General features: G+C 68.4%; 10 protein-coding genes. 1 reads left to right on the top strand and 9 read right to left on the bottom strand.

What is annotated here, in order from left to right; all coding sequences use genetic code 11:
- Positions 1-5 precede the first annotated feature (5 nt).
- The 4 genes from SPHME3_RS0112180 to SPHME3_RS0112165 all read right to left on the bottom strand — a co-directional run bounded on the left by SPHME3_RS0112180 (position 6) and on the right by SPHME3_RS0112165 (position 5287).
- Complete coding sequence (locus tag SPHME3_RS0112180; protein WP_017978882.1) at positions 6-530, bottom strand: ferritin-like domain-containing protein; 525 nt, start codon at positions 528-530, stop codon at positions 6-8.
- 140 nt (positions 531-670) lie between these two features.
- Positions 671-3328 carry an alanine--tRNA ligase gene (gene alaS, locus SPHME3_RS0112175; RefSeq protein ID WP_017978883.1) on the bottom strand — a complete coding sequence of 886 codons (2658 nt, stop codon included), beginning with the start codon at positions 3326-3328 and terminating at the stop codon, positions 671-673.
- A gap of 34 nt (positions 3329-3362) precedes the next feature.
- The gene (locus SPHME3_RS0112170) at positions 3363-4031 is read right to left on the bottom strand and encodes a phytanoyl-CoA dioxygenase family protein (protein WP_017978884.1); all 669 of its coding nucleotides are present in this window, start codon (positions 4029-4031) and stop codon (positions 3363-3365) included.
- Positions 4028-5287 carry a M24 family metallopeptidase gene (locus SPHME3_RS0112165; protein ID WP_017978885.1) on the bottom strand — a complete coding sequence of 420 codons (1260 nt, stop codon included), beginning with the start codon at positions 5285-5287 and terminating at the stop codon, positions 4028-4030. Before SPHME3_RS0112165 ends, SPHME3_RS0112170 begins: the two co-directional genes overlap by 4 nt.
- Positions 5288-5359: 72 nt before the next feature.
- Between SPHME3_RS0112165 and SPHME3_RS0112160 the strand changes: the two genes are divergently transcribed.
- Positions 5360-6673: a dicarboxylate/amino acid:cation symporter gene (locus SPHME3_RS0112160; RefSeq protein WP_017978886.1), complete on the top strand. Its 1314-nt coding sequence runs from the start codon at positions 5360-5362 to the stop codon at positions 6671-6673.
- Positions 6674-6683: 10 nt separating this feature from the next.
- Here the strand turns inward: SPHME3_RS0112160 and SPHME3_RS0112155 are convergent, their stop codons facing one another.
- The 5 genes from SPHME3_RS0112155 to SPHME3_RS0112135 form a co-directional block, all read right to left on the bottom strand.
- Positions 6684-7313: a glutathione S-transferase family protein gene (locus SPHME3_RS0112155; protein WP_017978887.1), complete on the bottom strand. Its 630-nt coding sequence runs from the start codon at positions 7311-7313 to the stop codon at positions 6684-6686.
- Entirely contained in the window at positions 7310-8146 is an 837-nt protein-coding gene (locus tag SPHME3_RS0112150; protein WP_017978888.1) for a class I SAM-dependent methyltransferase, read from the bottom strand. The genes SPHME3_RS0112155 and SPHME3_RS0112150 overlap by 4 nt, the downstream gene beginning before the upstream one ends.
- Positions 8147-8524: 378 nt before the next feature.
- The gene (gene recA / locus SPHME3_RS0112145) at positions 8525-9598 is read right to left on the bottom strand and encodes a recombinase RecA (protein WP_017978889.1); all 1074 of its coding nucleotides are present in this window, start codon (positions 9596-9598) and stop codon (positions 8525-8527) included.
- Between the two features lie 335 nt (positions 9599-9933).
- Positions 9934-10764 carry a 4-(cytidine 5'-diphospho)-2-C-methyl-D-erythritol kinase gene (locus tag SPHME3_RS0112140; protein WP_017978890.1) on the bottom strand — a complete coding sequence of 277 codons (831 nt, stop codon included), beginning with the start codon at positions 10762-10764 and terminating at the stop codon, positions 9934-9936.
- The gene (locus SPHME3_RS0112135; RefSeq protein ID WP_017978891.1) at positions 10761-12296 is read right to left on the bottom strand and encodes a tetratricopeptide repeat protein; all 1536 of its coding nucleotides are present in this window, start codon (positions 12294-12296) and stop codon (positions 10761-10763) included. The genes SPHME3_RS0112140 and SPHME3_RS0112135 overlap by 4 nt, the downstream gene beginning before the upstream one ends.
- Between the last annotated feature and the right edge of the window lie 22 nt (positions 12297-12318).

Genomic DNA, 12318 nt, shown 5'->3' with positions numbered 1-12318 from the left:
GCGGCTTACACCTTGGCGGCGCTCGCCCCGCCTTCAGCATAAAGCGTGGCATAGCGGCGGGTGATCGTCGGCAAGGCGTCGTCGATCCATGCCGCCATCCGCTCTTCCTCGCCGAGCGATTGCGACAACAACGTCGTCGCCGAGCTGAACCCACCGTCTTCGGCGAGCGTCAGCAGCGATTTGTACGCCGCGATCTCGAAATGCTCGAAGGCGTAGTTGGCGAAGCTGTTCTTCAGGATCTCGTCGCCCGCCGGAACGTGGGCGATCGCCGCCATGGTGCCGGACAGGCTGAGCGCCGCCTCCTTCAACAGCGAACCGCTGGTGTCGAACCCTTCGAGCAGTTCGTCGAGCCGGGCGATCTGCTGGTTGGTTTCCTCGATATGGCGGCGGAGCTGGTCGGCGACTTCGGGATAATGTTCGATGCGGCTGACCTGCGGCGTCATGATCGACAGCGCTTGCTTTTCCACGGCGTGCGCATTGCGCAGGCCGACGATGAAGAGGTCGTGCAGGCGGTCCGGCTGGGCTGTCATGGCGTGCTGTCTTTCGATCGTTGAAGGGGACGATCGATCAACGGCCGGATGGCGCCCAAGTCTCGGCTCTATATAGGTTTTTCTAGTTGATCGGGATCAGGACGGCGCGAGCAGAGCCTGCCCGGCGCCGTCCCGAAAGCCTAGGCTGCGACCGGAGCCTCGGCCAGCGCCGCGCGGATCGCATCGACCGCGTCGGCGGCCTTGCTGCCGTCGGGGCCACCGCCCTGCGCCATGTCAGGACGGCCACCGCCGCCCTGCCCGCCGAGCACCGCCACCGCCTTGCGCAGCAGGTCGACCGCAGTGATGCGTCCGACCAGATCGTCGGTCACGCCGACCGCGATCGAGGCGCGGCCATCGTTCACCGCGACCATCACCGCGACGCCCGAGCCGCCGAGGCGCTGTTTGGCCTCGTCGACCGCACCGCGCAGCCCCTTGGCATCAAAGCCGTCCAGCACCTGGCCGATGAATGCGACGCCGCCGACCTGCTCCGGCCCCGCCGGGCCACCGGCACCGCCGCCCATGGCGAGCGCCTTCTTCGCCTCGGCCAGCTCACGTTCCAACCGGCGTCGCTCGTCGAGCAGCGCGGCGACGCGGGCGGGCACCTCGTCGGGCGTGGTCTTGAGCGTCGCTGCCGCCTCGCGCAGACGTTCGTCGCGGCCGACTAGATAGGCGCGCGCCGCCTCGCCGGTCAGCGCCTCGACACGGCGAACGCCGGACGACACCGCGCCCTCGCCCACCACCTTGAACAGGCCGATGTCGCCGAGCGCGTTGACGTGGGTGCCGCCGCACAGCTCGATCGAATAGGTCTTGCCGCCATCCTCGGTGCCCATCGACACGACGCGGACTTCATCACCATATTTCTCGCCGAACAGCGCCATCGCGCCTTCGGCGATCGCCTCGTCCGGCGTCATCAGGCGGGTGGTGACCGTGCCGTTGCCGCGGATCTGGGCGTTGACCGCGGCTTCTGCGTCGGCGAGTTCGGCCGGCGTCATCGCGACCGGATGCGACACGTCGAAGCGCAGGCGTTCCGGCGCGACCAGCGAGCCCTTCTGCGCGACATGCGTGCCGAGACGCTGACGCAGCGCCTCGTGCAGCAGGTGCGTCGCCGAATGGTTGGCGCGGATCGCGGCGCGGCGGGCGACGTCGATCTGTAGCTTCACCGCATCGCCCACCGTGATCGACCCGGCCTCGACCACTGCATGATGGACGAAGATGCGCCCCAGCTGCTTCGACGTTTCGGTAACGGTGGCGCGCAGGCCCGCGTCGGTCGAGATCGTACCGCTGTCGCCGACCTGGCCGCCGCTCTCGCCATAGAAGGGCGTCTGGTTGACGATGATCGCGACGGTATCGCCCGCAATCGCCGTGTCGACGCGTGCGCCGTCCTTGACCAGCGCGACGACTTCCGCCTCGCCGATATCGGCCGAATAGCCGATGAATTCGGTCGAGCCGGTTTCCTCGGCGATGTCGAACCACAGATCGTCCGACGCCTTGGCGCCAGAGCCCTTCCATGCCGCCCGTGCCGCGCGCTTCTGTTCCGCCATCGCGGCGTCGAAGCCGGCGCGATCGACGTGCAGACCCTGCGTGCGCAGTGCGTCCTCAGTCAGGTCGTAGGGGAAGCCATAGGTGTCATAGAGCTTGAACGCGGTTTCACCGGCGAGCGTATCGCCCTCGCCCATGCCCGCGGTCGCCTCGTCGAGCAGCTTCAGGCCCTTGTCGAGCGTCTTGCGGAACTGCGTCTCCTCCTGGCGCAACGTCGCCTCGATCAGCGGCTGCGCGCGGACGAGCTCGGGATAGGCCGCGCCCATTTCGGCGACCAGCGCCGGCACCAGCCGGTGCATCAACGGCTCCTTCGCGCCGAGTAGATGCGCGTGGCGCATCGCGCGGCGCATGATCCGACGTAGCACGTAACCGCGACCTTCGTTTGCCGGCAGCACGCCGTCGGCGACGAGGAAGCCCGACGAGCGCAGGTGATCGGCGATGACGCGATGCGACGCGCGCCGCTCGCCCTCGGCATCGGTGCCGGTCAGCGAGGTCGATGCGGCGATCAGCGCCTTGAACGTATCCGTATCGTAATTGTCGTGGACGCGCTGCAAGACGGCGGCGATGCGCTCCAGCCCCATGCCGGTGTCGATCGACTTCTTGGGCAGTTCGCCGACGATCTCATTGGCCTCCTGCTCATATTGCATGAACACGAGGTTCCAGATCTCGACGAACCGATCGCCGTCCTCGTCCGGGCTGCCGGGAGGGCCGCCGAAGATATGGTCGCCGTGATCGTAGAAGATTTCCGAGCACGGCCCGCACGGCCCGCTGTCGCCCATCGCCCAGAAATTGTCCTTGGTGGCGATGCGGATGATCCGCTCTTCGGGCAGGTATTTGGTCCAGAGGCCGTACGCCTCGTCGTCGGTGTGGTAGACGGTGGCGGTGAGCTTTTCGGCTGGAATACCCCAGACGCTCGTCAGCAACGTCCAGGCATGGTGGATCGCCTGTTCCTTGAAATAGTCGCCGAACGAGAAATTGCCGAGCATTTCGAAGAAGGTGTGGTGGCGCGCAGTATAGCCGACATTGTCGAGGTCGTTGTGCTTGCCGCCGGCGCGTACCGACTTCTGGCTGCTGGTCGCCGTGACATAGGGCCGGGTTTCCAGCCCCGTGAACACATTCTTGAACGGCACCATGCCGGCGTTGACGAACATCAACGTCGGGTCGTTCTGCGGCACCAACGGCGCGGAGGGTACGATGGTGTGGCCCTGCGACGCGAAGTAATCGAGGAAGCCGCGGCGAATATCGTTGGTCGAGATCATAGGCGTCGTGACTTAGGCGAGAGCGCCCCTCCCCTCAAGCATGATCGGCGGCCCAGCGCAGGCCGCCGGGCAGATCGATCGCGGCGAAGTCCATCTGCAAGACGCGGCGGCGCAGGCCGGACGCGCTGCGCGCCGACGCGTGCAGGATGGGCGTGGCGTAGAACCAGACACCGCCCGCCTCTGCGAGGCACGTCGCGGTGCCGCATCGGGCAACGACGTCGGGAATCGCGTCTTCGGCGAGAAGCCCCATTCGGTGTGTTCCCGGGGCGACATCCAGCGGTGCATTGTCCGCCCCGACGGGATCGAGGTGCAGGCGTACGGTCAGCATCGTTTCCAGCACGTCGATCGGTGGTGCGACATGCAAGCGCCCCTGTTTTACCGTCCATGGACCATAACCGGGAGCATCGACGCGTTCGGCAACCTCGATCGTGCGATCCTGATGCCAGCCGAGCGCCCAATTGCTCGCGTCGCGCTTGTCGAACAGCAGCGCCCGTACCGGCCGCGCGGCGGAACCGATCAAGTGCCGGACATCGTCGTGGATGGCGCGGCAGGCGCTCAAGCGGGCCGCGTCTCCCGGTGCGATCCGCAAACCCGGGCGATCGGCAGGCATGGCGTCGAACAGCCGCTCCAGTTCGGCGAGCGCCGCAGCGTCGAGCCGTCCGGGCCATAGGGTGAAACCCTGCTCTGCCAGCGCCCGCTTCATCCGAACGGCTGTTCGATCGAACGGGGCGGCGTGCTGAACCAGCGGGGGCCATCGGTGGTCATGTGGAAGCAGTCTTCCAGGCGAACGCCGAACTTCCCGGGGAGGTAGAGGCCGGGTTCGTTGGAGAAGCACATGCCAGGTGCGAGGCGGGTCGTTTCGCCGCGGACCAGATTGACGGGCTCGTGGCCGTCCATGCCGATGCCGTGACCGGTGCGGTGCGACAGGCCGGGCAGCTTATAGTCGGGGCCGTAGCCGAGGCTGGTGTAATAGCGGCGGACGGCGTCGTCGACGCTGCCCGCGGTGGCCCCGAGCTTCGCGGCGGCGAAGGCGACCTGCTGGCCGCGGGCGACCTGATCCCAGACCTTGCGATGGTCTGCGCTGGGCGCGCCCTTCGGCACCCAGGTGCGTGAGACGTCGGACTGATAGCCCTGCACGGTGCAACCGCAGTCCATCAGCAGGATTTCGCCCGGCGTGACGCGATATACCTCGCGGCTGCCGTGGGGGAGCGCCGCGGCGGGGCCGATCAGCGCGAGCGCGAATTCGGGATCGCCGCCCAGTTTCCGCGTCGCGGCGTTCATCAGTGCGCCGATCTCCGCACCGGTCATGCCGGTTTCGACGCGGGGGGCGAGCCAGCGATAGGCCGCCAGCGTGACGTCGGTCGCAGTCTGCATCAGCGCGAGTTCGGCCGGCGTCTTCACCATGCGACAGCCGAGGACGATCGGGTTGGCGCTGACTTGGCGTGCGGCGGGTGCGAAGCGGGCGAGGTCGGCGGGGATGAAGCTGCGGACGGTTTCCTCAATGCCGATTTTCGCGTTGGCGAGGCCGCGCTCCTTCAGCCAGCCGGCGACGATGGCGAGCGCGTTGCCGTCCTCCTGCCAGACGCTCACCTCCGCGGGGACGGCGAGCGTCTGACGCACCGAGGGTTCCTCGAAGAAGGGCGTGACGATCAACGGTTGACCCTCGCGGGGCAGGATGGCGAGCGTCGGCCGCTCGCTGCGACCCCAGCGCACGCCGGTGAAGTAGATCATCGACGATCCCGGCTCGATCAGGACGGCGCCGATGTCGTTCTGCGCCATCAGCGCCTGGGCACGGGCCAGGCGGCGGCCGCGTTCGTCGGGACCGATCGGCTGGGCGCCGGTGGTGATGTCACGCAACTCGGACAGGTCGGGTTCGGCGGCGCGGAGGATGGCCGACGAGAGCAGCGGCGTGGCGGCGGCCGCAGTGAGAAACGTGCGGCGCGAAGGGGTGAAGGGCATCGCGGAACGATACGGCGCTTGACCCGGCGCTCGCAATCCCCTTCCCTTAAGCGCGAATCCGGGAGGGAATGAATGGCCAAGCGGCTGACTGTGTTTATTGTTATCGGCCTGTTGCTCGGCATCGTTACCGGCCTGATTCTGAACGGCTGGCTGGACGACGGCACGCCGGAGGCCGCGGCGCGGCTGAAGGCGATCGCCGGCTATTTCACGATCGGCACGACGGTGTTCCTGCGGCTGATCAAGATGATCATCGCGCCGCTCGTCTTCGCGACCCTGGTCAGCGGCATTGCGCAGATGGGCGATACCGCGGCGCTGGGGCGCGTCGGGGCGAAGGCGATCGGCTGGTTCATCGGCGCGAGCCTGGTGTCGCTCGGCCTTGGGCTCGTCCTGGTCAATGCGATCCATCCGGGCGTCGGCATCAACCTCGCCCTGCCGCCCGCCGGCACCGATGCCGGGGTTGCGACCGCGGCATTCAGCCTCGACAAGTTCATCACGCATATCGTCCCCGCATCGATGATCGAGGCGATGGCGACCAACGAGATCCTCCAGATCGTCGTCTTTTCGATCTTCGTCGGCGTCGCGCTGACCGCGGTGGGCGAGCGTGGCGCGCCGCTGGTGCGGGCGGTCGACGGCCTCGTCGCCGTCATGCTGCGGATCACCGACTATGTGATGCGCGTCGCGCCGGTGGCGGTGTTCTGCGCCGTGACCGCAACCCTCGCCGAGCGCGGTGCCGGGGTGATCGGGCAGCTCGCCTTCTTCATGGGCAGTTTCTATTTCGCGCTCCTGTGCCTGTGGGCGGTGCTGCTCGGCGTCGGGTTCCTCGTCATCGGGCCGCGGATCAAGGATCTGATCCGCTACGTTCGCGAGCCCTTGCTGGTCGCCTTCACCACCGCCTCGTCGGAAGCGGCCTATCCGCGGATGCTGGAGGCGCTCGACAAGTTCGGGGTGCCGCCGCGGATCGCGAGTTTCGTCCTGCCGCTGGGCTATTCGTTCAACCTCGACGGGTCGATGATCTACATGACGTTCGCGTCGCTGTTCATCGCCCAGGCCTATGGCATCGACATGCCGCTGGGGACGCAGGTGGCGATGCTGCTGTTCCTGATGATCTCGTCCAAGGGCATTGCGGGCGTGCCGCGGGCCAGCCTGGTGGTAATCGCTGCGGTGCTGCCGGTGTTCGACATTCCGGAGGCGGGGCTGCTGCTGATCTTGGCCATCGACCATTTCCTCGACATGGGCCGCACCGCGACCAACGTGATCGGCAATGCGGTGGCGGCGTCGGTCGTCGCCAAGTGGGAGGGCGGCTTCGATCCGCGCGAGCCGGCCGAGATCGACCCGGCGGTGGCGGAGGGGCCGGCGTTGCCGCCGGCCACCAGCTTCAGGCACTAAACGCCGAAGATCAGGCGTAGGCGTAGGGCCCGCCCTGCGCCAGCGCGGCCTGGTAGGCCGGGCGGGCATGCACCTTTTCCAGCCAGGCGATCGTCGCCGGGCGAGCGGTATCGAGACCGGCGCGGCTGCGCGCCGCCTCCAGCGGGAAGCTCATCATGATGTCGGCGGCGGTCATCGCGTCACCGGCGAACCACGGGCGCTGCTTCAGCTCCGATTCGACATAGTCGAGGTGGACGTCGATCATCGGCTGGATGCGCTTCATCGCAGGTTTGCCCATCAGCGGCACCTTGCTGAGGACGAGCTTCAGCAGCAGCGGCGGCATCAGCGAGCCCTCGGCATAATGCAGCCAGAAGCGGTAGCGGAGCGCCGAATCGCGGTGCGCGGGCGCGCCCAGACGGCCGTCCGCCTTCTCGACCAGATATTCGACGATCGCACCGGTTTCGGCGATGACGTGGCCGCCGTCCGTATCCTCGATGACGGGCGACTTACCCAGGGGGTGGACCTGCTTCAGCTCGGGCGGCGCCAGCATCGTCGTCTTGTTCCGCTCGTAGCGCTTGACCTGATAGGGCAGGCCCAGTTCCTCGAGCATCCACAGCACGCGCTGCGACCGGCTGTTTTCGAGATGGTGGACGATGATCATGGCTGTTCCCCTGTTGCGGTCGCGCGCCAGATCCAGGCGGAGGCCGGGAGCGCGACGATGCCGTCGGCTGTATAACGCTGCAATGCCGATTTGAGCCGATCGTCGAGCGATGGATCGGCGGCGTCCTTGAGTGCCGAGGCGAGCGGGCCGATGTGGTAGAAGAAATCGGCGGCATCGGCGACCGGATCGGGGCCGGCCCCGGCGACATACGCGAAGTCGATGCGGGTGGCGCTGTCGACGCTCCAGCCCGCCTGGGTCAGGATTGCGGCAGTGGCGGTCCGGTCGGCGAACCCGAAGGGCCCGGGGGCGTAGCCTTCGAAGGGCTGCGGGCGGCTGCCGGTGACCTGCTCGATCAGATCGGACGCCCAGACATTGTCGCTGCGGTCGCGGAAGCAGGAGAAGACGAGGCGGGCGCCTGGGCTAGCCGCGGTGCGGAGCGTGGCGAAGGCGGCGACGGGATCCGCGAAGAACATGACGCCGTGGCGCGAGACGATGAGGTCGGCGGGCGGGAGTTGCGGGGCCAGCGCGATGGCGTCGCCATGATGGAAGGTTACCGCGCCGCAGTCACCGGCTCGGGTGCGCGCCGTCCGGATCAGGTCGGCGGACAGGTCCAGGCCGGTGACAGTGGCGTCGGGGCGGGCGTCGGCGAGCGCGAGGCTGGTGGCGCCGGGGCCACAACCGATGTCGATCGCGTGGAAGGGGCCGGCCGGGGCGGCGCTGCGGATCGCGGCGTCGAGATGCGGAGACAAATTGGCGAAGGAACGGTCGGTGCGCTGCCATTCGGCGGCCCAGGTGCGGCCGACGCGACCGGTCCAGTCTGTGGCGGTGGTCATGGGGTGGGTCCGGTTGTGATGGGGTGGGCGCACGTCTGCCCCTTGCTCCGCGTCACCCCGGACTTGTTCCGGGGTTCACTCAGCCGCGGGGGCGAGGCCTGAGCCTCCAACCTTTCCCGTGCCGCACGGTGGACCCCGGAACAAGTCCGGGGTGACGTGGTGAGTGTGGATCGGGCAGGAACGACACCCGCCCCGCCCATACGGCTGCGTGCAAGGCGTGAGGAGCGATACTGATTACGCCCCCAACCCATTTCCGCCAAAACGAGCGTGGAAGTGGACGAAGTGGAGGATACGTCGGCGTCCGGAGCGCCTCCATGCGAAAGGGGCCCGCCGTTGCCGGCGAGCCCCCTCGTAGCATCCGATGGGATGGCGCGGCGATCACAGATCGTCGTCGGCTTCCGGGCCGGCCATCATTTCCTCGGCGACCTTTTCGGTGCGCTGGCGGATCGCCTTTTCGAGGCGGTCGGCCATTTCGGGGTTTTCGCGCAGGTAGTTCTTGGCGTTCTCACGCCCCTGCCCGATCCGCACCGAATCGTAGGAGAACCAGCTGCCCGACTTTTCGACGAGGCCCGCCTTCACGCCGAGGTCGAGGATCTCGCCGATCTTCGAAATGCCCTCGCCGTACATGATGTCGAATTCGACCTGCTTGAACGGCGGCGCGACCTTGTTCTTCACCACCTTCACGCGCGTGGTGTTGCCGGTGACTTCCTCGCGGTCCTTGATCGCGCCCGTGCGGCGGATGTCGAGGCGGACGGAGGCGTAGAACTTCAGCGCGTTGCCGCCCGTCGTCGTTTCCGGATTGCCGTACATCACGCCGATCTTCATGCGCAGCTGGTTGATGAAGATCACCATGCAGCGCGAGCGGCTGATCGAGCCGGTGAGCTTGCGCAGCGACTGCGACATCAGGCGGGCCTGCAGGCCGACGTGGCTGTCGCCCATCTCGCCCTCGATTTCGGCGCGCGGCACCAGCGCGGCGACCGAATCGACCACCAGCACGTCGATCGCGTTCGAGCGGACGAGCGTGTCGGTGATTTCGAGCGCCTGTTCGCCGGTGTCGGGCTGCGACACGATCAGTTCGTCGATGTTGACGCCCAGCTTCTTGGCATAGACGGGATCGAGCGCATGTTCGGCGTCGACGAAGGCGGCGGTGCCGCCGTTCTTCTGCGCTTCGGCGATGACATGCAGCGCAAGCGTCGTCTTGCCCGACGATTCAGGGCCATAGACTTCGATCACGCGGCCGCGCGGCAGGCCGCCGACGCCCAAGGCGATGTCGAGGCCGAGCGAGCCGGTCGAGATCGCCTCGACCTGCATCGTTTCCTTCTGACCGAGCTTCATCGCGCTGCCCTTGCCGAAGGCGCGGTCGATCTGCGCGAGGGCGGCGTCGAGCGCCTTTTGACGGTCTGCGTTTGCGGTTGCCATGCCGGTGTCGATCACTTTCAGATTGGCGGCCATCGGGAGGGTTCCTCGCTAGAGCAAGCGCGCGGCATGAGCAACGCGTCTGTTCTGTATGTACGATGTTTGTTCCATGAGAACAAGAGAGGAACTTTGGTTTTGGGCCATGGAGTTGGTGGATATGGTTCGCGCGAAGACGCGAAGGCGCGAAGAGGTTTTGCGCGCGGAGGCGCGGAGGACGCGGAGGGGTTGCGCTTGTGGCAGCGGCGGCTTTTCGCAGCCTTTTGCGTCACCCTAGCGGAGGCTTGCGTATTTCTCGGCGCTGGTGGCGCGCTGTAACTATAAAATCCCAGCCTGCGCTGGGATGACGGTTGGCGAGCGGGAAGGATAACCTTTTAGGTAAGAGATGTGGCTAGGGTCCACCAGCCTTTGGCTACCGCCGCGTCGCGGGTTGTGTCTCTTGCCGCTTCGTCCGCGAACAAGGCGAAGCAGGTGGCGCCGCTGCCGGACATGCGCGCCAAGTGGACGCTATTTGCCCCTTCGAGGAGCGACAGGACGTCGGCGATGACGGGGGCGAGTGCGAGTGCGGCGGGTTGCAGGTCGTTGCGGCCGGCGGCGGCGCGGGTGAGAAGGTCGCCCTCCCCGGCGATGCCGCCGCGGTCAGTGCCGTCCCAGCGCGCGAAGACCGCGGCGGTGCTGACCGCGACGCCGGGGTTGACCAGGAGCAACGGCGTGCCGGCGAGGCCGGCGATGGGGATCAACGCCTCGCCCTTGCCCGTGCCCAAAGTGGTGCGGCCATCGAGGCAGGCGGGCACGTCGGCGCCGAGCGTTTCGGCAAGGACGAACAGGCGCGGGTCCTGCGGCGCGATCGCGTGGAGGCGGGCGAGCGCGCGCAGCGTCGCGGCGGCGTCGGCCGATCCGCCGCCTATCCCTGAGGCGATGGGGAGATGCTTGTCGAGCGTGATCGCGTGATGCCCGGCGATGCCGAACGTCTCGCGGAAGGCGCCGGCGGCTTTTTGCACGAGGTTCGGGCCGGATGCCGTCTCGAGCGCCGCGGCGAACGGGCCGGTGATCGCAAAGCTATCGGTGTCGGCAGGGACGACGGTCACCGTGTCGCCATCGGCCGCGAAGGCGAACAGCGTTTCAAGCTCGTGATAGCCGTCCGGCCGGCGATGGCGGACGTGGAGCGCGAGGTTGATCTTGGCAGGGGCGGCTTCGACGATCATCGGGCGGGCGGGCCTTGTGCAATCCGGGTGGCGAGCGCCGCGGCGTCCTGGGCCGGAGCGGTCAACGCCGCGGCGCGCCACGCGTAGCGGGCTTCGTAACGGCGGCCCAGCGCCCAATAGACGTCGCCGAGATGTTCGGCGATTTCGGCATTCGTCGGCTCCGCCTCGGCGGCGCGCTCGATCAGCGGCAGCGCGCGCGCGGTGTCGCCGTTGACGAACAGCGCCCAGCCGAGCGAATCGGCGATCGAGGCATCGTCGGGCTTGGCGGCGTGCGCGCGCTGGAGCATCGCGATCGAGGCGGGAACGTCGACGCGGCGTTCGGCCTGCGCATAGCCGAGGTAGTTGAGCGCCAGCGGCTCGGCGGGGGCGAGCGCCACCGCCTTTTTCAGCGCGGCGCGGGCGGCGGGCCAGTCACCCGCCTGCTCCAGCGCGCCGCCATATTGCAGCCAGGCGTTCCACGCGGCGGGCTGCGCCTCGGCGATGCGGCGATACCAGCGGGCGGCTTCGGCGTTGTTGCCGGCGGTGGTGAGCTGGTCGGCGTAGAGCTGCCAGGCGGCGGGACCGGCGTCGGCGCGCTCGGCGTCGCGGCGGGCGAGTGCGAGCGCGTCGGCGGTGCGATCGGCGCGGGCGAGGATCGATATGCGCGCGGCGATGGCGGTGGAGGCGAAGGGGCTGGACGCGGGCACCGCGTCGAGCGTCGCGAGCGCCTGATCGGTCGCATCCTCCCCCGCGAGCGCCTGGGCGAGCAGAAGGCGGGCACGATCGTTGGCGGGCGAGGCGACGAGCGCGGTGCGGGTGAGCGCGATCGACAGCGGCGCGACGTCCTGATCGACGAGGTCGCCGGCGACGCGAGCGAGCAGGCGCGAGACGCCATAGGCGAGCGTCGGTTTGGCGGGGGAACCCTGGCGGAGCGCGGCGAGCGCGGGGTCGTCACCGGCGAGCAGCGCGCGCGCTTCGTCGGGATGGCCGGTGCCGAACAGCAATTGCGCGGCGGACAGGCGCAGATCGACGGGCGAGCCGGTTTCACGGAGCGCCTGCACCCCGCGCAGGCCGCCCTGCACGTCGCCCATCGCGATCTGAAGCAAGGCCGCGGTCTCGGCCGCGAGGCGCTGGGCGACGGGGGTGCTGCCGACATTGGCGGCGATGATCGGGGCGCTCGGATTCCCGCCGCGGCTGTAGGCGATCCACGCCCGAAGCGCCGGAACCATCACCGACAGCGGCGTGCGGGCGAGCGACTGCGTCGCGGCCTCGGCACCTGCCGCATCGTTGCGGGCGGCGGCGAGCGCGAGGGGGAGCAGCGCGAGGTCGGCAGGCGCGCCGGGCTGGTCGCGCAGCACCGCGGCGGCGCGGGTGGCGAGCGGGATGTCGCCGGCGGCCAGCGCTTCGCGATACGCCCTCAGCGCGACCGTTGCGTCGGCAGGCCGGGCGGCGAGCGCGCGGGCGTAGCCGGCAATCGCCGTCGTCACGTCGCCGTCCGCATCGGCGACGCGGGCCTGCATATAGTCCGCGACCGGATCGGCGCGGCGTGCCACATCGGCCTGAGCCGGCGCGGCG

The sequence above is a fragment of the Sphingomonas melonis DAPP-PG 224 genome (genome assembly GCF_000379045.1).
Classification (GTDB): domain Bacteria; phylum Pseudomonadota; class Alphaproteobacteria; order Sphingomonadales; family Sphingomonadaceae; genus Sphingomonas; species Sphingomonas aquatilis.
This window is presented reverse-complemented; position numbering and strand designations above follow the sequence as displayed.

Bases quoted from the DNA above. Each gene is read 5' to 3' on its own strand.
- recA (WP_017978889.1), bottom strand. From the start codon at position 9,598: ATGGCCGCCAATCTGAAAGTGATCGACACCGGCATGGCAACCGCAAAC.
- alaS (WP_017978883.1), bottom strand. From the start codon at position 3,328: ATGATCTCGACCAACGATATTCGCCGCGGCTTCCTCGATTACTTCGCG.
- SPHME3_RS0112155 (WP_017978887.1), bottom strand. From the start codon at position 7,313: ATGATCATCGTCCACCATCTCGAAAACAGCCGGTCGCAGCGCGTGCTG.
- SPHME3_RS0112170 (WP_017978884.1), bottom strand. From the start codon at position 4,031: ATGAAGCGGGCGCTGGCAGAGCAGGGTTTCACCCTATGGCCCGGACGG.
- SPHME3_RS0112165 (WP_017978885.1), bottom strand. From the start codon at position 5,287: ATGCCCTTCACCCCTTCGCGCCGCACGTTTCTCACTGCGGCCGCCGCC.
- SPHME3_RS0112140 (WP_017978890.1), bottom strand. From the start codon at position 10,764: ATGATCGTCGAAGCCGCCCCTGCCAAGATCAACCTCGCGCTCCACGTC.
- SPHME3_RS0112180 (WP_017978882.1), bottom strand. From the start codon at position 530: ATGACAGCCCAGCCGGACCGCCTGCACGACCTCTTCATCGTCGGCCTG.
- SPHME3_RS0112160 (WP_017978886.1), top strand. From the start codon at position 5,360: ATGGCCAAGCGGCTGACTGTGTTTATTGTTATCGGCCTGTTGCTCGGC.
- SPHME3_RS0112150 (WP_017978888.1), bottom strand. From the start codon at position 8,146: ATGACCACCGCCACAGACTGGACCGGTCGCGTCGGCCGCACCTGGGCC.